The 19,571-nt window shown below is 65.7% G+C and carries 22 protein-coding genes and 1 pseudogene; 15 read left to right on the top strand and 8 right to left on the bottom strand.

Annotation, left to right across the window (positions count from 1 at the left end; genetic code table 11):
• From NFC73_RS13445 to NFC73_RS13435, 3 genes are all read left to right on the top strand, one after another.
• The coding region (locus tag NFC73_RS13445) for a urocanase-related protein (protein WP_504967616.1) at positions 1-496 on the top strand (496 nt) is incomplete at its 5' end.
• Between the two features lie 125 nt (positions 497-621).
• Positions 622-2,085 (top strand): aromatic amino acid lyase, encoded by a 1,464-nt coding sequence (locus NFC73_RS13440; RefSeq protein WP_254750962.1) that lies wholly within the window; start codon positions 622-624, stop codon positions 2,083-2,085.
• A gap of 122 nt (positions 2,086-2,207) precedes the next feature.
• Positions 2,208-2,681, top strand: a complete 474-nt coding sequence (locus NFC73_RS13435; RefSeq protein WP_254750960.1) for a sensor histidine kinase — start codon at positions 2,208-2,210, stop codon at positions 2,679-2,681.
• Positions 2,682-2,705: 24 nt separating this feature from the next.
• On the opposite strand, the pseudogene NFC73_RS13430 reads toward NFC73_RS13435, so the two are convergent.
• A pseudogene (locus NFC73_RS13430) lies at positions 2,706-3,181 on the bottom strand (NADPH-dependent FMN reductase).
• 106 nt (positions 3,182-3,287) lie between these two features.
• On the opposite strand from NFC73_RS13430, the gene NFC73_RS20750 reads away from it, so the two are divergent.
• Positions 3,288-3,419 carry a hypothetical protein gene (locus NFC73_RS20750; protein ID WP_256548904.1) on the top strand — a complete coding sequence of 44 codons (132 nt, stop codon included), beginning with the start codon at positions 3,288-3,290 and terminating at the stop codon, positions 3,417-3,419.
• A gap of 133 nt (positions 3,420-3,552) precedes the next feature.
• Entirely contained in the window at positions 3,553-4,194 is a 642-nt protein-coding gene (locus NFC73_RS13425) for an SRPBCC family protein (RefSeq protein ID WP_254750958.1), read from the top strand.
• 60 nt (positions 4,195-4,254) lie between these two features.
• Here the strand turns inward: NFC73_RS13425 and NFC73_RS13420 are convergent, their stop codons facing one another.
• Entirely contained in the window at positions 4,255-5,199 is a 945-nt protein-coding gene (locus NFC73_RS13420) for an SMP-30/gluconolactonase/LRE family protein (protein ID WP_254750956.1), read from the bottom strand.
• Positions 5,200-5,411: 212 nt separating this feature from the next.
• On the opposite strand from NFC73_RS13420, the gene NFC73_RS13415 reads away from it, so the two are divergent.
• Both NFC73_RS13415 and NFC73_RS13410 read left to right on the top strand, forming a co-directional pair.
• Positions 5,412-5,750, top strand: coding sequence for a hypothetical protein (locus NFC73_RS13415; protein ID WP_254750954.1), 339 nt, complete (start codon positions 5,412-5,414; stop codon positions 5,748-5,750).
• Positions 5,751-5,815: 65 nt separating this feature from the next.
• Positions 5,816-6,469: a LysE family translocator gene (locus tag NFC73_RS13410; RefSeq protein WP_254750952.1), complete on the top strand. Its 654-nt coding sequence runs from the start codon at positions 5,816-5,818 to the stop codon at positions 6,467-6,469.
• 2 nt (positions 6,470-6,471) lie between these two features.
• On the opposite strand, the gene NFC73_RS13405 is transcribed toward NFC73_RS13410, so the two are convergent.
• Positions 6,472-6,858: a hypothetical protein gene (locus NFC73_RS13405; RefSeq protein ID WP_254750950.1), complete on the bottom strand. Its 387-nt coding sequence runs from the start codon at positions 6,856-6,858 to the stop codon at positions 6,472-6,474.
• Between the two features lie 138 nt (positions 6,859-6,996).
• Here NFC73_RS13405 and NFC73_RS13400 point away from each other — a divergent pair, with 138 nt between their 5' ends.
• On the top strand, positions 6,997-7,593 hold the full coding sequence (locus tag NFC73_RS13400) for a dTMP kinase (protein ID WP_254750948.1): 597 nt from the start codon (positions 6,997-6,999) through the stop codon (positions 7,591-7,593).
• 50 nt (positions 7,594-7,643) lie between these two features.
• Here NFC73_RS13400 and NFC73_RS13395 read toward each other — a convergent pair whose 3' ends face one another.
• Positions 7,644-8,042 (bottom strand): cupin domain-containing protein, encoded by a 399-nt coding sequence (locus NFC73_RS13395; protein WP_254750946.1) that lies wholly within the window; start codon positions 8,040-8,042, stop codon positions 7,644-7,646.
• Positions 8,043-8,359: 317 nt separating this feature from the next.
• Here NFC73_RS13395 and bcp point away from each other — a divergent pair, with 317 nt between their 5' ends.
• Together bcp and NFC73_RS13385 are read left to right on the top strand one after the other, a co-directional pair.
• Positions 8,360-8,839 (top strand): thioredoxin-dependent thiol peroxidase, encoded by a 480-nt coding sequence (gene bcp, locus NFC73_RS13390; RefSeq protein WP_254750944.1) that lies wholly within the window; start codon positions 8,360-8,362, stop codon positions 8,837-8,839.
• Between the two features lie 40 nt (positions 8,840-8,879).
• Entirely contained in the window at positions 8,880-9,452 is a 573-nt protein-coding gene (locus tag NFC73_RS13385; protein ID WP_254750942.1) for a GNAT family N-acetyltransferase, read from the top strand.
• A 199-nt stretch (positions 9,453-9,651) separates the two neighbouring features.
• Here NFC73_RS13385 and NFC73_RS13380 read toward each other — a convergent pair whose 3' ends face one another.
• The gene (locus tag NFC73_RS13380; RefSeq protein WP_254750940.1) at positions 9,652-9,945 is read right to left on the bottom strand and encodes a hypothetical protein; all 294 of its coding nucleotides are present in this window, start codon (positions 9,943-9,945) and stop codon (positions 9,652-9,654) included.
• Between the two features lie 289 nt (positions 9,946-10,234).
• On the opposite strand from NFC73_RS13380, the gene NFC73_RS13375 reads away from it, so the two are divergent.
• The 3 genes from NFC73_RS13375 (at position 10,235) to purM (ending at position 13,481) form a co-directional block, all read left to right on the top strand.
• Positions 10,235-10,549, top strand: a complete 315-nt coding sequence (locus NFC73_RS13375; RefSeq protein ID WP_058930964.1) for a hypothetical protein — start codon at positions 10,235-10,237, stop codon at positions 10,547-10,549.
• Positions 10,550-10,635: 86 nt separating this feature from the next.
• A complete protein-coding gene (purF, locus tag NFC73_RS13370) occupies positions 10,636-12,315 on the top strand; it encodes an amidophosphoribosyltransferase (protein ID WP_254750938.1) in 1,680 nt (559 codons plus the stop codon).
• A complete protein-coding gene (gene purM, locus NFC73_RS13365; RefSeq protein ID WP_254750936.1) occupies positions 12,312-13,481 on the top strand; it encodes a phosphoribosylformylglycinamidine cyclo-ligase in 1,170 nt (389 codons plus the stop codon). Before purF ends, purM begins: the two co-directional genes overlap by 4 nt.
• Positions 13,482-13,536: 55 nt before the next feature.
• Here the strand turns inward: purM and NFC73_RS13360 are convergent, their stop codons facing one another.
• Both NFC73_RS13360 and NFC73_RS13355 read right to left on the bottom strand, forming a co-directional pair.
• On the bottom strand, positions 13,537-14,316 hold the full coding sequence (locus NFC73_RS13360) for a VOC family protein (RefSeq protein ID WP_254750934.1): 780 nt from the start codon (positions 14,314-14,316) through the stop codon (positions 13,537-13,539).
• Between the two features lie 230 nt (positions 14,317-14,546).
• The gene (locus tag NFC73_RS13355) at positions 14,547-14,780 is read right to left on the bottom strand and encodes a DUF3073 domain-containing protein (protein WP_254750980.1); all 234 of its coding nucleotides are present in this window, start codon (positions 14,778-14,780) and stop codon (positions 14,547-14,549) included.
• Between the two features lie 275 nt (positions 14,781-15,055).
• On the opposite strand from NFC73_RS13355, the gene NFC73_RS13350 reads away from it, so the two are divergent.
• Both NFC73_RS13350 and NFC73_RS13345 read left to right on the top strand, forming a co-directional pair.
• Positions 15,056-15,697: a septum formation family protein gene (locus tag NFC73_RS13350; RefSeq protein WP_254750932.1), complete on the top strand. Its 642-nt coding sequence runs from the start codon at positions 15,056-15,058 to the stop codon at positions 15,695-15,697.
• A gap of 98 nt (positions 15,698-15,795) precedes the next feature.
• Positions 15,796-16,329 (top strand): hypothetical protein, encoded by a 534-nt coding sequence (locus NFC73_RS13345; protein ID WP_254750930.1) that lies wholly within the window; start codon positions 15,796-15,798, stop codon positions 16,327-16,329.
• 404 nt (positions 16,330-16,733) lie between these two features.
• Here the strand turns inward: NFC73_RS13345 and clpB are convergent, their stop codons facing one another.
• Positions 16,734-19,391: an ATP-dependent chaperone ClpB gene (gene clpB, locus NFC73_RS13335; RefSeq protein ID WP_254750928.1), complete on the bottom strand. Its 2,658-nt coding sequence runs from the start codon at positions 19,389-19,391 to the stop codon at positions 16,734-16,736.
• Between the last annotated feature and the right edge of the window lie 180 nt (positions 19,392-19,571).

Here is a 19,571-nt window from a genome sequence, read left to right as displayed (position 1 = left end):
CAACGCGGCGCAGGAACGGGTGGAGTTCGAGGGCCTGCCGGCCCGGATCTGCTGGCTCGGCTACGGCGACCGTGCCAAGGCCGGGCTGCTGTTCAACCAGCTCGTGAAGGACGGCAAGGTCAAAGCGCCCATCGTGATCGGCCGCGACCACCTCGACTCCGGCTCCGTCGCCTCCCCCTACCGGGAGACCGAGGCCATGGCGGACGGCTCCGACGCGATCGCGGACTGGCCGCTGCTGAACGCCCTGCTCAACACCGCCTCCGGCGCCACCTGGGTCTCGATCCACCACGGCGGCGGCGTCGGGATCGGCCGGTCCATCCACGCCGGCCAGGTCTCCGTCGCCGACGGCACCGACCTCGCCGCCCAGAAACTCGAACGCCTCCTCACCAACGACCCCGGCATGGGCGTCATCCGCCACGCCGACGCCGGCTACGACCGCGCCACCGACGTCGCCAAAGAACGCGGCGTCCGCATCCCCATGCAAGAAACCCGGTAACCAAGGTCCCAACCCCCAACTAGGTAGCAGCAGGTGTTGTTATGGGACGCGAAAGCGACATCTACTGCTACCTAGTTGGGGAGGGCAGGTTCGACAGACTCAACCAACATTGGAAGGGACATTCTGTGATCCACATCGACGGGCACGAACTGGCTTTGGCGGACATCACCACGGTGGCTGCCGGGGGCACCGGGGTGACACTGACGCCGTCGGCCGCCGAACGGATGGCGGCATCCCAGCGGTCGGCGCGGGCAACCGCCCGTGTCCGGCCCGTTTACGGGCGTTCCACCGGGGTCGGGGCCAACCGCTCGGTCATGCTGGATCCGACGGATACGGACATGCATGGGCTGAATCTCCTGCGCAGCCATGCGGTGGACGCCGGGCGGGCCCTCGACCGTGAAACGGTGCGGGCGATGCTGGTGATCCGGCTCTCCCAGCTGGCGGCAGGTGCCTCCGGCATCAACCCGGCCATTGCCGAAGCGCTCGTGGAGATGTTGAACCGGGATGCCCTGCCGGAGGTTCGGGAATTCGGCGGGATCGGGACGGCCGACCTGCCAGCCTTAGCCGGGACCGCACTCACGCTCCTGGGCGAGCGGCCAACCATGGACGGCGGCATCATCCCCGAGTCGCTCAACGGCTGGGCCACGGAGGACGCCCTGCCATTCATCAGTTCCAGCGCGCTCACCATTGCCCAGGCTGTACTGGGCCATCAGAAACTTGCCGTCCTCGTGGAGAACCTCACGCTGGTGAGTGCTCTGTCCTTCACCGCGATGTCAGGCAATCCGGAGGCGTTCAGCCCCGAGGTGGCCAGTGCGTCCGATTCGGCTGCTGTGGGGGAAATGGCGACGACACTTCACGGGCTGGTGGCGGGGACCGGCGTGGCCGCCCGGATCCAGGATCCGTACTGTCTGCGCACTTTGCCGCAGGTCCTCGGGGCGGTCACGGAGGAGCTTGCCTCGCTTGAATCGCTCCTGAACCGGCTTGTTGTTGCCGGCCACGAGAACCCGATGGTCTTCGGCTCTGAGACCGACGGGACCAACGGAGTGGCCCATCACGGACTCTTCCAGATGACAACCCTTGCCAGGCGGATAGACGCACTGCACCTGGCCCTGGGGACGGCCTGCGCCACCAACCTCCGCCGGATCGACCTGCTCTGCGACCCCGCGTTCACGGGTCTCAACAGGTTCCTGGCAGCCGACGATTCCGGCCAATCCGGCGTCATGATGCTCGAATACGTGGCTGCAGCCGCCGCGGGGCTTGTACGTGCCAACGCCCAGCCCGCGAGCCTGCAGACAGTGGTCCTGTCCCTCGGCGCCGAGGAAGACGCCAGCTTCGCCAGCCTGGCGGCATCCCGGCTGGACTCCACCGTCCAGGCGTTGGCGACCATGACGGCCGTTGAATTGGTGTGTTCAGCGCGGGCACTGCGGATGCAGGGACGGCAACCGTCCGACGTCGCCAATCCGCTGCTCAGGAGAGCCCTCGAAACCGGATTCACGCTGCCGGCTGCCAGCCAGGACCGCGACCTCCGCCCCGACGTCGAGGTGGCGTTGAAACTCGTCCGGCTGCCGGCCCTGGGGCGACACCTGTAAACAACACGGAATCTTCCCCGAAAAATTGATCCAACCTTGAGCCAACCCTTGGCAACTCATGCAGTTGGCGGTCCACGCTGGATTTATCACCACAAGAATACGGCGGGGAAGCAGGAAGATTCATGGGGAAGGAATCAGCTCTGGACGAGGTCGTCGCAGTGGGAGGACTGATCACTGATCACCACCCGCTCGACTTCCACACCTTGGGGCTGGCCGGTTGCATTGACCGGCTGACCGGACCTCTCCGTCAGCATGGAACGGCAGTCCGCTGGGATACTCCGCACTGGGGCATCGAGATCCCGGCGGACTGCGCGTACCTCCTCTACCAATCGGCCCGCGAAGCGCTGAGTAACGCCTTCAAGTACTCCGACGCCGCCGAGCTCACCGTCCAGTTGTCCGCCGTTGACCACGGCATCCGTCTTGTAGTGTCCGACGACGGCACAGGCTTTGACTGCGACCTCGCGTTAAGCGGCAAGAACCACGGCTACGGGCTGCGGCTGATGTCCGTGGCAGTACATGAGGCCGGCGGCACCGTCAACGTCTGTTCGAAGCCGGGGCAGGGCACCACTGTGACGGTCACACTCCCCCTGGACTGAGCCGGCGGGCTTGGGAAGGCTGGACTACCGTGAAAGCTTGTCCGGATCCGGCTCGGGATCGCCGATGTGGCCCGGCGCATTGGCGGCCAGTACCCGCTGGACGAACGCGCTGTATTCCTCCATGTAGTGCCGGAGGAACGTGGCAGTCGATTCATCCAGTATCTCGCCGTCTTCCCCGAAAACCCCGGGCTTGAAGTGGATGTACACTTCCGGGGCGTTCAATTGGGGGGCGTCCGGGAAGCTCAGCACACTCCGCATGGAGGACTGCATCACCGCCGTGCCGATACTGCCCGGCGAGGCGCCGATGATGCCTGTGGGCTTGCGCGCGCCTTGAGGGCGCGGCCTGCCGGCGGGAAATCGGCGTCGTAGTCGTAGCTGTAGAGGGGCAGGTCCTTAATGGGGATCTCGGTGAATTCAAGGTCCGCCGGGGCCAGCTTGATGAGGGCCTTGGCGAGTGTGCGGTTGATGGAGTTCCTTCCTAACAGTCCCCAGTCCAGCACAGAACACGTGCTGCGGCCGGAGCTCTGGAAGAGTTCTTGACACCCCGCTTCGGGAGGCGCTGAATGATGGTTGAGGCACATTCCACACACCATGGAAGCGGTTGAGATGAAGGAAAAACCAGTCGTGGCGCAGCGCATCCACAGCGAGGCTCCGGCCGAAGGGGACGAGCTGGCGGACCCCACCGACATCCGCGTGCACTCCCAGGAACCCGCCGAAGGCGCCGACACCGACGACTAACCGCCGTCTCCCTCAGCTCTGGCCCCCTCGGCCCCTGACGCCTTGCCCCTGACGCCTTGCCCGCCGCGGCGACAGGTAAGCATACTGACTCTATTCAGTTGGTCATCAGCCCGTTCCAGTCAAAGGAGACGTCGTGAGCAGCAAAGTCGAGAAGCGGATTGTGGTTGATGTGCCTGTCAGCACCGCCTACAACCAGTGGACCCAGTTCGAGGATTTTCCGCAGTTCATGGGTGGCGTGGAGAGCGTGACCCAGCTCAGTGCCGACCGCCTGAAGTGGGTGGCCCATATCGCCGGGGTCCGCCGTCAGTGGGAAGCCACCATCGTGGAGCAGATCCCGGACCGCAGGATCGAGTGGGCGTCCACCGAAGGGGCTACGAACGCCGGTGCCGTGGAATTCTCCGACGCCGGCGGCAGCAAGACCGAGCTCTCCCTCACGCTGGAGTACCAGCCGGAGGGCATGGTGGAGAAGGTGGGCGACCTGCTCCACGTCGTGGCCCGCCAGGCGGAGCACGACCTGAAGAAATTCAAGGAATTCATCGAACACGAGGGCCATGCCACGGGCGCCTGGCGGGAATCCGTCCCCAAGGGCGAGCCGTCGGCGTACAACCGGTACACGCACCCGTTCGACCAGACTGGCGGCCTGGTGGATCTTGAAGGCGAGTCGGACGGTTCGGCGGAGGGCGAGATCCGCAGCGCGGCCCAACGCAAGGTCCGTAAGCCGAACGACGACGACGGCACCCTCCCGCCGCTCGGCGGTACGCTGGGCGACCGCTGACTGGCGGAGTCGCTGACTGGCGGAGTTGAACCCAGGGTTCCGCCCGTCGTCGTAAGCGGCCTAATCGCGGGCCGGCACCAGCACCACTTCATGCGGACTGGCCGGCCGCATGAACTGCGCATTCACGGCGGCCAGCGTGTTCCCGAACCGCGCAACCGTGGTCGGGACATCGAACGCGGCGCTGGTGATGGTGTCCTCGATCTCGCCGGAGGAGAGATCGTTGGAGAGGTCAATCCGGACGATCCGGTTCAGGAAGTTCTGCACCACCCAGACGGTATGGCCCCGGACCAGGATGCCGTCAGCATTCGGCACATCCACACCCTCGATCAAGGCACTGTCGCCGGTCTCCGGGTCGACGGTGTAGAGGGCCCTGTTGGTCGAATGAGCCACGATCAGGACCCGGTCCCCCTTGGCGGCGGCAATGCCGTTGAGGTCGAAGCCCGGAGTCAGCTCGGCAGCCGGCCCGTTCAGCGGGAGGATCTCAACAGTGCCCAGCTCGCCGTGCCTGCCCACAGGGAGGAAGTAGAGCTCGCCAGCGGCCGAGTTCGTGAACCAGGCGCCGTCCTGCGTCAGGGCTACGTCGTTGATGAACCCCGGAGCGAGCGTGAAGTCAGCCACCGGCTCGCCCGATTCAGTGTTGTACACGAAGGCTTTGCCGGTCCCGCCGCCCGCTACAAACAGCAGATCGTGGCGGGTATCGGCTTTCATCCCGACGGCGGCCCTCGGCTGCGTATCAAATTCGGATACGTCGATGAACAACCGCGCCGTGCCGTCACGGATGTCGCCGCGGTAAATGTCCCCAAGTGCCAGGTCCCCGGCGTAGAAGGTTCTTCCCTTGCCGGCGGCGATCCCCTCTGCGGAGGTGGCGCCCTCGAGCACAATGGCTGGGTCTGATGGGGGCGCAGCTGAAGCCGGGAGAGCAGGTACCAGCAGCCCCACGAGTGCAATGAACCCAATGGCGGTACGGCGCTGTACTTTTCCTGAATTCTGGGTTGTGCGGGCCATGATTCTTCCTTGAATTTGGGTGATCCGCACGGGCCAACCTGCGGCAGGCCCGCACGATTGTCCTGCCAGTTTATGCACCCCGGGAACCGGCCCGCCAGAGTCCGGAGCCCCCCTCTCTGCCGGGTCATACTCCGGCCTCCGGAGCCCCCGGAGCGGCAAGGCGCCGCGGTCTCTGCTTACAATCGAAACCTCAATCAACTACTGAGGGACCCATGAAGAAACTCGCCACCGCCCTGATCGCTGCCGGCCTCGTGCTTTCCGCTTCTGCGTGCACCACGCCCACCAGACTTTCCACCCCCGAAACCTGCGACCGCGTCAAGGCCGTCCTGGCGAACCCCGCGAACAACGTGGGCAAGACCGGCCTGGTGCGTCTCGCCAACCAGATCCGGCCCACCGAAGTTGTGGCATCGGATGACCTCAAGCCAGCGCTCCGATCCATCATCGAGTACACGGACGAGTCCGCCAAGGAAGCCCCGGACGAGGCCAAGCTCGCCGAACTGGAGCCCAGGTACCGTGAAGCCGGCGCCGCCTTCACGAAACACTGCAGCTAAGGCGCCTCCTGCGTTAACGTCCGACGGCGGCCGGTTGGCCGCCGTCGCTGGCTTATCCTTGGCTCGTGGATCTCTATCAGTCACTGCTCTCGTTCGGCCTTGTGGCTGGACTCCTGACGCTGGTTCCGGGCATCGACACGGCGCTGGTGCTCCGTACGGCCCTCGCCAGGACGCGAGGTTTCGCCTTCGCAACGGCCCTGGGCATCTCCACCGGACTGATGGTGTGGGGAATCGCGGCCGCTGTGGGCGTTTCGGCACTGCTGGCAGCATCTGAACTGGCCTACCGGGCGCTCACCATCGCCGGCGCCGCCTACATGGTCTGGCTTGGCGCTTCCCTACTGTGGAAGAGCCGGACCCATGACCCGTCGTCCGCCTCGCCCGCTGCCGAGGTTGGAGTGCCCGCGGCCTCCCGCCATCAACTGTTCCAGGGCTGGCTGACCGGGACAGGCACTAATCTGCTCAACCCGAAGGTGGGGGTGTTCTACATCGCCACGATTCCCCAGTTCATCCCGCCGGGGACACCTCCGCTGCTGATGGGAATTTTGCTGGCCGGCGTCCACTGCGTCCTGGGCCTTGCCTGGCTGACCTTCCTGATTTTCGGTGCAGGTTTCGCCTCCAGATGGCTGAAAGGCGCCCGCAGCCTCAGGATCATCGACCGCATCACCGGCACCGTCCTGGTCGGTTTCGGGCTGCGGCTCGCCCTCGAACCACAGCACTGACGCTAGTTCAGGGACAGGGCCAGGTAGAGGGCTGTCAGGACGGCCGCTGTGGGTGTCATGACCAGGCGCTCCGGTTTGCTGCGGGAGATTCCGTTCAGCACGATGCCCACCGCGAAATAGGCCGTCAGCACCCACGAGAAGACGTCTGTGAAGCCTTGGTTCACCAGCGGGGCCGCCATGCCGGCCTTGGCCAGGGCAACATAGGCGAAGAGGACGTAAAGGATGATCGAGGTGGCGCTTCCGATCCGCAGCTTGGTGGGCAGGACGTTGTGCTGGCCGCCCCATGCAAACCGTCCCAGTGGCGCTCCCGCGATCAGGGCGGCCTGAAAAACCGCGAGCGCGGCCAAAAGTACACACGCAACAATCGCGGCTGGCTGGGCTAACTGCATCGAAGATCCCCCTTCTGCGAGAGTTTGGCTGCCGGCCTGTTGCAGGCACCGCCCGGACGTAAGCTTAATGTGACCTCTGCCTCATGATGGGACGATCACGCTGTACCTTCCGTTAAACCATTGGCGAAAGGAGGCCATGTGCTTATTGTCTTAACCGGAATCGACGGCTCGGGAAAATCCACGGCCGCCCGCGCCTTGGTAGATGCGGCCCAGGCTGACGGCGAAAACGCCCTACTGCTCAGCAACCATGCCGGCCGGCGGAGCATGTCAGTGCTGGCTGAACGCCTGGGCATCCGCTGGCCGCGCCGCCTGGCCGATGCCGTGGAAACCACCCTCCGCGTGGCCAACGTGCTGGTGTCCCATGCCCGGGCCCGCCGTGTCGACGGACTGGTGGTGATGGACCGGCACCTCCACTGCCAGCTGGCCCTGCGTGCGGCCAAAGGACTGCGGCGTGGCCGCCTGCTCCCCTGGCTGATTTCGTCCCTGCCGAAGCCTGACGCCGTGGTGCACCTGGACGTTGAGCCTGCGTTGGCATACGAGCGCATCATGGCCCGCGGCACCGATTCGGAGACGTTGGCTGACCTGGTGGACCTGCGCGACGCCTACCGCTCCATGCCTGAATACGCGGCTTTCTTACAGCTCGACGCCGACTGCCCGCCAGCCGAGGTTGTGGCCAGGCTCAAGCGGATCGTGCACAGGCGGCTCGTGCGCGCTGAACCTGCCGTGGCTGTATAGCGGCCCCCACCCTAGCCCCGGCAGGCCAACTCCGACTCAAATCAGCGCGCTCAAATCAGCGCGTGGGATCCCCTGCTCCGCGGCCGGCCGAAGGACGCCGTACCCAGGAATTCAATGGCGACGAACGGCTCGGAGCCAACCACCCACTCATCGTGCCCGGGAGGCAACGCATAGGTGTCATGGGCGCGGATGGTGGACCTCACGCCGTCGGACGTTTGAATCTCCAGGCTCCCGGACACACAGTAACCGAGGTGGTTGTGCTCGCAGAAGTCTGTCAGTTCAGTAGGCTTGGCGGACTCGGACCAGCGCCAGCCTGGAGCGAGGATGAGGCGGGCCACCGAGTAGTCGTCAACGGTGACGAGATCGAACTCGGCCTTGTCCGGACACCTCTTCTTGTCCGGGACGTCAAGGGATTTTACGGCCAGTGCTCTAATGAAATTTGCGGTCATGGGGAAACAGCCTTGGGATCATGTGCGGTGGACGCTTAGGGCTGGGACCAAGCGGTTGTGCGTGGATGCCGGCTAGCGGCTACGTAGTGCGGATCACGTACTGCGGAGACCAGAAGTGCGTATCTCTAACCGTATCCATCCGGCGCCTCAAGTCAATGGACCGCCGGACATTCACGGGGCCGAAAAAGGGGCCCTGCACAGGTCCCGGCCCCGGACCAGCCGGAATACTTCAAATGACGCCGGAGTTGATGTTTAAACTGGAAAGTCGATTCACTGGTTTCCTGTCTTTTGCCATCAGAGTCTCCCGAAGGAACGCCATGAGCCCCCAACTGACCATCAAACTTCAGCCAGGTACCCAGGCCCCCGAGTTCACGTTGCAGGATGCCGAGGGCAAGGAAACCTCCCTGGCCAACTACCGCGGCAAGAACGTCATCGTGTACTTCTACCCGGAGGCGGCAACCCCCGGGTGCACCACCGAGGCCTGCGATTTCCGCGACAGCCTCTCATCCCTGCAGGGCTCCGGTTATGAAGTCCTGGGCATTTCCCCCGACGCCCCGCAGAAGCTGGCCGACTTCACCGGCGACTTCAACCTGACCTTCCCGCTGCTCTCCGACGAGGACCACGCAGTTGCCCTGGCCTACGGCGCGTGGGGCGAGAAGCTGGTCGACGGCGAGATCGTCGAAGGCCTCGTGCGCTCCACGGTGGTAGTGGGCCCCGACGGCAACGTGTCGCTGGCCCAGTACCAGGTCAAGGCGCAGGGCCACGTGGCAGCCCTCCGGGAGTCCCTGGGGGTCTAGTCTGGCGGGGCACAGGTAGCCCACCAATCGGGAGTCAGGCATGGCGATCGAAGTCCGTCCGGGAACGCTGTTCGAAGACGTCAAAACGCTGGTTGGGCCCAAGCGGCCCGATGCGAACGTGTGCTGGTGCCTGAGCTACCGCATCCCGTCCAAGCAGAACCTTGCGCTGCGCGGAACGGCCCGCGGCGACCTGGTGAAGGAGCTGGTGGCGCAGGATCCGCCGCCAGGGGTTCTGGCGTACGACGGCGGCGAAGTAGTCGGGTGGGCAGCTGTCCATCCGCGCGCCGACACCAGCTTCGCCCGCAACCGCAGGATTCCGCACGTGGACGACCTCGATGTTTGGTCTGTGTGGTGCATCCGGGTCCGGCCCGGTTACCGCGGCAAAGGGATCTCCCATCACCTGCTCAAAGGTGCCGTGGAGCTGGCCCGCGGATACGGCGCGCCCGCCGTTGAGGGGTACCCGGTGGACAACGGCGACAGCAAGGTGGACCTCACCATGGCGTACGTGGGCACGCGCAAACTCTTTGAGAAGGCCGGGTTCGTCAAGGCGGCTGATACGGATTCGGTGCTCAACGGGTTCCCGCGCGTCCTGATGCGCCTGGACCTGCGCTGAATCAGGGTTTCTTCCGCCAGCTGCTCGGCCAGTCGTTGTCAATGAACCACAAGGCCAGCAGCAGTGCGTCCACGGTCAGAAGACCAGCTAAAAGATAAGCCCACCCGGTGTACCAATGCACGGCAATCTCCTGACCTGGTATCCCCCAGCCACTTGATTGTCCTCAAAGTGTGGCACGGAAAAGGTCAGCAGGGAACGGCTACTTTGCGAGTGCCGCCAGGCGGCCGTGAACTTCGGTTTCGCGGTTGAGGAGGCGGGTGAGCTGTTCGACTTTTTCCGAGAGCTCCACGCCGACGGCCAGCCGGTCCCCCGGCCAGCTCGAGGCCTCCCAGGACTCCCCCAGGGCCTGGGCCAGCGAGCGGGACAGCGAGCGGAGCTTCCAGGAATGGCTCAGGTAGTGGACGGTGCTGCGCGGGCGGCGGCCCTGCTTCAAGAGCCGCCGCCACGAGCGCCCCAGCCTGCCGGGCAGTCTGACGGATTCAATTGGTTCCATAGGTCCTGCACCGTCCTCCGGCAATCCGCAAATTCCTTCAAGCTGGTCCTTCGAGTGTGGCCAAGGAGCCTCAAGGTCCCATCAAGGCCGGGCAAGTATTCCGGCAAGTCTGGGCCGCGCCAGGCCGGTCAATGGCCCACCGCCCAGGAATGCCGAGTGCTGCACCCGACCTCCAACCCTCGTTGGCAGGCCTATGACATGCTTCACGGGCCCTAATACTCTAGAAGTAGACTTGGATCCTGGCCCGGACGTCACAGCCCTGACGCCAATGATGAGTAGGCTAGAGGGCATGGCTTTTGAAGAAACCCCCGCTGAACGCCGCGAGGTCACCGTCCGCCGGGCACCGAAATATGTGCCGTTCCTCATCCTCGGCGCCCTGGTGGGCGCAGCGGTGGCTGCCGCCGTCGCATACGGTCTCCCCGGTGACGAATCCTTCGAGCGCGGCTCGGTGTTCGGTTTCTTCCTGGTGATGTTCGGCGCCGGCGGCGCGGTGCTGGGCGCGGTGGTGGCCCTGCTGCTGGACCGGCGGAGCGTCAAGCGGCAGAAACGCGCCATCGTGGAAGCCGTCCCGGATTCAGAGCCCGACGACGGCGCGCAGCCCTAGGTTCCAACACCGTCGTCCGGCCTCCGGGCACAGTCACAATGCCGGCGGCGGAAAAGTCGTACCGCATCTCGTGAGATAATCGACCAGTGGCACGCGGCGATGGAAAACTTTCTCATGATCTTCTCCCTGGCGAAAAGGGACCTCAGGACGCTTGTGGCGTTTTCGGGGTCTGGGCGCCAGGTGAAGAAGTAGCAAAACTCACCTATTACGGGCTGTATGCATTGCAGCACCGCGGTCAGGAGTCGGCTGGTATAGCTACCAGTGACGGCAAGCGGATCAACGTCTACAAGGACATGGGCCTCGTATCCCAGGTCTTCGACGAGACCACGCTGAACACCCTGACCGGGCACCTGGCGGTGGGACACTGCCGCTATTCCACCACCGGAGCCAGCCACTGGGCCAACGCCCAGCCCACCCTCGGCGCCACCAGCACCGGCACGGTTGCCCTGGCGCACAACGGCAACCTGACCAACACGGCCGAGCTCAACGCCATGATCATGGAACGCAACGGCGGCCAGCTCAGCGGCGAAATGAAGCAGGGCAACACCTCGGACACCGCCCTGGTCACGGCACTGCTCGAAGGTGAGGAGGGCAAGACCCTCGAACAGACCGCCATGGAGCTGCTGCCGAAGATCAAGGGCGGCTTCTGCTTCGTGTTTATGGACGAAGGCACCCTCTACGCCGCACGCGATACCTACGGCATCCGCCCGCTGGTCCTGGGCCGGCTGGAGCGCGGCTGGGTGGTTGCCTCCGAGCAGTCCGCCCTCGCCACCGTGGGCGCCAGCTTCATCCGCGAAATCGAGCCGGGCGAATTCATCGCCATCGACGAGGACGGCGTGCGTTCCAAGCGCTTCGCGGAGGCGACGCCGGCCGGCTGCGTTTTCGAATACGTTTACCTCGCCCGTCCGGACGCCGCCATCGCGGGACGCTCCGTGTACGAGTCCCGTGTGGAGATGGGCCGCCAACTGGCCCGCGAAAACACCCAGGACGCGGACATCGTCATCCCGGTCCCGGAGTCCGGCACCCCCGCCGCCGTGGGCTACGCCGAGGAATCCGGCATTCCCTTTGCGCACGGCTTCGTCAAGAACTCCTACGTGGGCCGCACGTTCATCCAGCCCTCGCAGACCCTGCGCCAGCTGGGCATCCGGCTCAAGCTGAACGCCCTCGAGTCCGTGATCCGCGGCAAGCGCGTCGTGGTGGTGGATGACTCGATCGTCCGCGGCAACACGCAGCGCGCCATCGTGCGGATGCTCCGCGAGGCCGGCGCCGCGTCCGTCCACATCAAGATCTCCTCGCCGCCGGTCAAATGGCCGTGCTTCTACGGCATCGACTTCGCCTCACGGGCGGAACTGATCGCCAACGGCGCCACCATCGAGGAAATCTCCCAGGCCATCGGCGCCGATTCCCTGGCGTACATCTCCGAAGACGGCATGATCAACGCCACCAGGCAGCCGCGCGAGCGCCTCTGCACCGCCTGCTTCACCGGCACGTACCCCATCGAGCTTCCGGGCGCGGACAAACTGGGCAAGAACCTGCTGGAGCGTACCGACCTCGGCGGCCTCACGCCGTCGCCCTCTGCCCTCCCCGGCGCAACGGTGGCACTGGCCATCGACGCCGAGGAGGACCCGGCGGACAAGGCCGGCGCCACCGGCTGCGATCCGGGACCGGACGCCGAGTTCGAGAACTTGCTCACCGAAGAAGACCACGTGCCCGCGATCCGCCACGAAGCCACCATCCCCGGCGCTGAAAAGAAAGAGTCCGTATGACTTCCGCAACCCCCGCCGCCGGCAACAGCCCACTGATCCCCGCAGGCATCACGTACGCCTCCGCCGGTGTTGACGTTGAAGCCGGCGACCGCGCCGTGGAGCTGATGAAGGGCGCCGTGAAGGCCACCCACAATTCCTCCGTCATCGGCGGAGTGGGCGGCTTCGCCGGCCTGTATGACGTCTCACGCCTGCTGACCTTCAAGCGCCCGCTGCTGGCGACGTCCACCGACGGCGTGGGCACCAAGGTTGCCATCGCCCAGGCCATGGACATCCACGACACCATCGGCTTTGACCTGGTGGGCATGGTGGTTGACGACATCGTCGTGGTGGGCGCCGAGCCGCTCTTTATGACCGACTACATCGCCTGCGGCAAGGTTGTCCCGGAGCGCATCGCGGACATCGTCCGCGGCATCGCCGCGGCCTGCTCCGTCGCCGGCACCGCCCTGGTGGGCGGCGAAACCGCCGAGCACCCCGGCCTGCTGGGCGAGCACGAATACGACGTTGCCGGTGCCGCCACTGGTGTTGTTGAGGCTTCCGACCTGCTGGGCCCGGACCGTGTCCGCGCCGGCGACGTTGTGATCGGGATGGCCTCCTCCGGCCTGCACTCCAACGGCTACTCCCTGGTCCGCCGCGTCATCAACCACGCCGGCTGGGCACTGGACCGCCAGGTCTCCGAACTCGGCCGCACGCTGGGCGAGGAACTGCTGGAACCCACCCGCGTCTACGCCGCAGACTGCCTGGACCTTGCCCGCACCTTCCCGGTCAGCGGCTCCGCCGGAGGTGCAGCCGTGCACGGCTTCAGCCACGTCACCGGCGGCGGCCTCGCCGCAAACCTGGCGCGCGTCCTGCCGCAGGGCCTCGTGGCCACCGTGGACCGCGCCACGTGGGAGCTGCCGGCCATCTTCAAGCTGGTCTCCGAGCTGGGCAACGTCCCGCTGGCCGACCTGGAGCGCACGCTGAACCTCGGCGTGGGCATGGTGGCCATCGTGTCCGCCGAAGCCGCCGACGCCGCCGTGGCCCGCCTCAACGACCGCGGCGTCCCGTCCTGGATCATGGGCACCGTCACCGCGGACTCGGATTCCATCCTCAAGACCGGTCCGGACTACGTCCAGGGTGCCAAGGGTGTGGACGGCGGCGCCGTCCGCCTGGTCAACGCCTACGCCTAAAGCCCGTCCTCGGGTGCCCTGCACCGCCAACCGGCGGCTGTAGGGCATCCGTGTTTTAAACCTCCAGCAGGCTGAACTCACCGCCCTGCGGATCCCGGAGAGTGGCCGTGGCGCCGGGCGTATCGTCGTCGTCCGGTTCCGGCGCGATCAGCACTTCCGCCCCCGCCGCCACTGCCTTCCGCACGGCCTCGGCCACGTCGGTGACGCCGAAGTAGATCTGCCACCTGGCGGGCGCCTCGGCCGCGACGATCCCGGCCACCTCCGCGCCGTTCACCATCAGCGTGCTGTACGTCCCGCCGTCGTCCTGGGGGTACTCGGTCACCTCGTGGCCGAACAGCTGCTGGAAGAATCCGACGGCGGCCCGCGGCTCGGGCGTCAGCAGTTCCGTCCATGACAGCGCACCGGGCTCGTTGTACCGGCCGGAGCCCGTGTGCGTTCCGGGCTGCCACACGCCGGTCGTCCCGCCGCCGGGAGGATCCACAAACACCATCACGCCGGTGTCCGCCACTTCCTCGGGGCCGAACTGCACTGCGCCGCCGGCGTGGGGAACTTCCTCGGCCAGCGCACCGGCGTCCTCGGCCGCGAAGTAGATGTTCCATTGGGCGTGGGTGCCGAGGGATTCCTGGTGTGGGTTCTGCGGCGCCACCACGGCCACCAGATCCTTCCCCACGAACGCCTGGGCATAGCTGCGGCCATCGGGCGTGGGCTGGTCCTTGAAGCTCCACCCGAACACCGCCGCGTAGAAGGCCTTGGCTGCCTCCACGTCCCGGGTCTGGACGTCAGCCCAGCACGGTTCACCGTGGCGGTAGCTGGGGGATGAGGAGTTTCCTGGCATGGGAGGTCCTTTCGCGGGCGGCACACGCATCAACGCCTCCAGTCAACACCAAAAAGCCCGCCGCCGGCACCGGGTTCCGGCGCAGGCAACGGGCCTGATAACTGAGGCCAGCACCGCGGGTCCGCTGGGATCCGGGGTGCTGAAAAGAAGCGCTGTACTAACGAACGGTGTCCGAACGTACTGCAGCGTCGCGGGGCCGGGCGCCTTGCGGCGGGGCCGGCGTGCAACAACTAGCCGATCCGACGGGTGTGTACCTCGTCGTCGTCTTCTTCCAAATCGTCCGCGTACTTATCCACGTAAGCCGAATAGTCCGGTTCAACCGGGTCATTCGCGAAATGGCTCGTGGCACGACCATCAGGACCTTTGAGCTCTCGCTGAAGGGCCGAATAGTCAGTGTTCGGGGAATAGTACTTAATATCCCGAGCCTGCTTGGTAGCTTTTGCCTTTTGACGGCCGCGCCCCATGGCGTGACCCCCTTTTGTACTCGGACCGGAGGTGGTCACCTTGGCGATCGGTGAGGCCCCGGAATGTTTGGTCAATTTGTCGTAACACCTAGATTACATGCTTTCCGCGCACGGTGCGCCCCGGCCCGTGCGCGCGGACGCCATGTCGGGTACCCTTTCCGCCGCGACGCGCACGGTTCCCGGCTTTTTTGTTGGATAGAGTCTCTTCATCAGCTGCCGATCCGGGTCCCCGGAGAATCCAGCATCCCGAGGCGAAACCCAGGAGGGGTATCCGGATGGACAACCAGGAACCGCGCCCCGTCCCGCCCAAACCTGCCGCTCCGCCCACCGCCGGATTGCCGCAGGTGGCCTTTCCGGCAACTGCTGTGGAGCCCCCGGCGCGGAAGCCGCGGCGGGTCGCATCCACGCTCCTGAAGACTGTCTTCGTGGTGGTTCTGCTCGGTGTTGTCGGAGGCCTGGTGTGGCTCGCCGTGTGGCTGGATTCCGGGGCACCGGAAACGACCGGCGACGGCGGCTCCGTGATCGTGGAAACCTCACCCACTCCCCTGGCCACCCCGCTCCCCCTCCCCCGTGAGGGTGTGGAGCCGCCGGACTACCGGCTGGGCGACTGCTTCAAGGATTTTGACCCCGAGGCTTTGCGGTCAACGGTGGTGGCCTGCGATACCGGCCACTCAGCCCAGCTTGTGGCCGTCTTCCGCTACCCCGCCGTCGGCTCCTATCCGGGCCGGGACGCCCTTGCCGCCAAGGCCCTGGAGGCCTGCCAGGCGGCGAAGCTGGGACCGGCAGCGAACGAGTACACGCTGAACTTCCAGCGGGCCTACCCCAGCAGCACCAGTTGGGAATCAGGCGACCGGCGCGTGGACTGCTACGTCACGGCCGACGGCGGAAATGTCATCAACGCCAGCGCACTGCCCTAACAGACCGCATTACCCGCGAACGGATAGAGAGCCTACGGCTTCATTGCGTTCGGCAGTCCGCTGGATTGACCTTCGGGCTGGGGGTTTAGACTCGGGGCATGTCAGCTCTTTGGGGGACGCAGACTCAGCGCACACGGGTCCTGTTCGTTTCGGCCGCACTGGTGGTGTCGCTGACAGGCTGTGAGTACGGTGGCCCGGCTGAGGGTGCAGCCGGCTCCTCGTCCCCGGGCGCAACGGCGCAGCCCCGGTCAACCGGCGTTACTATGGCGCCGAACAGCGACCCTCGGGCTTCATCGCTCAAAGATATGAGTGACTGGTCATCGCAGCAGCTGAAACCGGCGCTGCCCGGCCAAGTGGCGGGCAGTGCCAGTTCGAATTCAACCATCGGCTACGGGATGACGGCCAGGCCCGGCAATTACGAACTGCACTTCCTGTGCGAAGGACCCGCCGACGTCGAGTTGTCAGTGGCGAGCTGGGCAGGCGCCGCCGTTCTGGAACCAGTCCGGGTCGCGTGCGACGGCGGGGTGTTCGCGGCGCAAGTGAAACTGGACACCGAAGGTGCAGACTTCACCATGAATCCCGGCAGCGGCCCAGACCGACGCTATGCCTTCCGGCTCGTCCCAGCGTCGTAGCGGCATGGAGGAAACCGGCAAGTCCGCAGTCACCCAGAAACTCGCCATCGAGAGTTTCCACAATCCAAAGGCCGTAACCATGCGTGGCGTAGTTCGCTTCATTCCAGGCGATCCACTGCGCGGACTCTTCCCGCGGCTTGGGCGCAGGGTAATCAGATGCGGGAGCGGTAGCACTGCACTTCTCCACCGACGAGAACTGGAGCTCACCGCAGAGCGACTAAGAGTTGCCGGATATGCCCCGTCGGACATCATGGACGAAACGTTCGGACGCTTCATCAGCGTCAACGACCCCGACGGATACCTCATCCAAGTCAACGAAATGGATGCGGACCACCAGAACCTCAGTTATGAAAAACGGGAATCTGCTGCCCTGAAATGGGTTTCGCCCGAGCCTTGCAGTACCTCTACTCCTTCCGCCGCACCACCAGGCCCGTGCCGGCGGGAGCACCGCCGTCGGGTCCTGCGAGGGCCTCCAGCCCCTCGATGGTGAGTTCGTCGACGTCGGTCGCGGTGTCCACCAGCACCGTGTCACCGTCCGCGATGTCGCCGGACAGGATTGCTTTGGCCAGGCGGTCGCCGATCTCCTTCTGCACCAGTCGGCGCAGCGGCCGGGCACCGTACGCGGAATCAAAGCCGGACATGGCCAGCCAGGCGCGGGCGCCATCGGACACTTCCAAGCTGAGCCGACGATCGTGCAGCCGCCTGCCGAGCTCGGCCACCTGCAGTTCCACAATCTCAGCCAGCTCGTCAACGGTCAGGGCTTCAAACAGCACAATCTCGTCCAGCCGGTTCAGGAACTCCGGCTTGAAGGAAGCGTTGACCATGGTCATGACCGCGGTCCGCTTGGCCTGCGCGTCCAGCGACTGGTCCACCAGGAACTGGCTGCCCAGGTTGGAGGTGAGGACCAGGATGGCGTTGCGGAAGTCCACGGTGCGGCCCTGGCCATCGGTGAGGCGGCCGTCGTCGAGCACCTGCAGGAGGATGTCGAAAACCTCCGGATGGGCCTTTTCCACCTCGTCCAGCAGGATCACAGAGTACGGCCGACGGCGGACGGCCTCCGTCAGCTGGCCGCCCTCCTCGTAGCCGATGTATCCCGGAGGGGCGCCCACCAGCCGCGCCACCGAGTGCTTCTCGCCGTACTCGGACATGTCGATCCGCACCATGGCGCGTTCGTCGTCGAACAGGAAATCCGCGAGCGCCTTGGCCAGCTCGGTCTTGCCCACGCCCGTGGGCCCCAGGAACAGGAACGAACCCGTGGGCCGGTTGGGATCGCTGATGCCGGCCCGCGCACGGCGGACGGCGTCGGACACCGCGGCCACCGCCTTGGCCTGGCCGATCAGGCGTTTGCCGATCTCCTCCTCCATGTGGAGCAGCTTCTGGCTTTCACCCTGCAGCATGCGCCCGGCCGGAATGCCCGTCCACGCGGAAATGACCTCAGCAATGTCGTCCGCCGTGACCTCGTCAGCCACCATCGGGGCAGGTTTGTCCGTCACCGCCTCTTCGGCTGCGGCGGCGGCGTTCAGTTCACGTTCCACTGCCGGAATCTCGCCATAAAGGATCCGCGACGCCGTCTCCAGGTCGCCTTCACGCTGCGCCTTGTCCGCCGTGGAGCGGAGCTCGTCGAGCTTGGCTTTCAGGTCGCCCACGCGGTTCAGGCCAGCCTTCTCCGCCTCCCAGCGGGCGTTGAGTGCCGACAGCTCCTCGCCTTTGTCCGCTTTGTCCGCACGGATTGCGGCCAGGCGCTCCACTGAGGCCGCGTCCTTTTCGTTGGCAAGGGCCAGCTCCTCCATGGTGAGCCGGTCCACGGCGCGGCGCAGCTGGTCGATCTCCTCCGGCGCGGAATCGATCTCCATGCGCAGCCGGGACGCGGCTTCATCCACCAGGTCGATGGCCTTGTCCGGCAGCTGGCGGCCCGAGATGTAGCGGTTGGACAGCGTGGCGGCGGCAACCAGGGCGGAGTCCGCGATGGTCACCTTGTGGTGCGCCTCGTATCGCTCCTTCAGGCCGCGGAGGATGCCGATGGTGTCCTCCACGCTTGGCTCGCCCACGTACACCTGCTGGAACCGGCGCTCCAGGGCTGCGTCCTTCTCGATGTTCTCGCGGTATTCGTCGAGGGTGGTGGCCCCGATCAGCCGCAGTTCACCGCGCGCCAGCATGGGCTTGAGCATGTTGCCCGCATCCATCGAGGACTCGCCAGTGGCACCGGCGCCCACCACCTGGTGGATCTCGTCAATGAAGGTGACGATCTGGCCTTCGGAGTTCTTGATCTCCTCGAGGACTGCCTTGAGCCGTTCCTCGAATTCGCCGCGGTACTTGGCTCCCGCCACCATGGAGGCAAGGTCCAGGGCGATCAGGGTCTTGCCGCGAAGGCTCTCCGGGACGTCGCCTGCCACAATCCGCTGGGCCAGACCCTCCACTACGGCGGTCTTGCCCACACCGGGCTCACCAATGATCACCGGGTTGTTCTTGGTGCGCCGGCTCAGCACCTGGATGATGCGCCGGATTTCGGTGTCGCGGCCGATCACCGGGTCCAGCTTTCCGGACCGCGCCATCGCCGTCAGGTCGGTGCCGAACTTCTCGAGCGACTGGAACGTGTTCTCCGGGTCCGGCGTGGTGACCTTGCGGTCGCCACGGACACCCGGCAGGGCGGCGAGAAGCGCTTCATGGGAGGCACCGGCGTCGCGCATTAACCGCCCGACGGCGTCACTCCCGGCTGAGAGCCCCAGCAGCAGCACTTCGGTGGAGACATACGTGTCACCCAGCCGGTCGGCCTCGTTTTTGGCGTTCTGGATGGCCAGCAGCGCGGGCCGGGACAACTGGGCCTGCTGCGTGGAGCCGCCCGACGTTGCCGGCAGCGCCTTGATGGCGCCGCTCGCCTGCACGCTGACGGTATCCGGGTCTGCGCCCGTGGCGCGGAGAAGCGCGACGGCGACGCCCTCCCGCTGATCCATCAGAGCCTTGAGCAGGTGGGCCGGTTCCACCTGGGGATTTCCTGCCGTGGAGGCGTTCATGGCTGCTGCCGAAAGAGCCTCCTGGCTCTTGGTGGTGAATTTGACGTCCAAAGAGAGCTCCTTCCGGGGTGCGCATTTTTCGCTAAGTTGAGTCTACAACGCTCAACTTTGAGGAGGTGCCCTCTATGCCCCATGTTTGCCGACGGCGAACTGCCTGTCCAGAGCTGCACCACGCCTATGTGGAAATCCGTGTCCAGGGACTGGCGTAGCGACAAGATGCTCGCGAAAGTG

Source organism: Pseudarthrobacter humi, from assembly GCF_024294965.1.
GTDB lineage: Bacteria > Actinomycetota > Actinomycetes > Actinomycetales > Micrococcaceae > Arthrobacter > Arthrobacter humi.
Note: the sequence above shows the minus strand (reverse complement) of the source record. Positions and strands in the feature narration are given on the sequence as shown.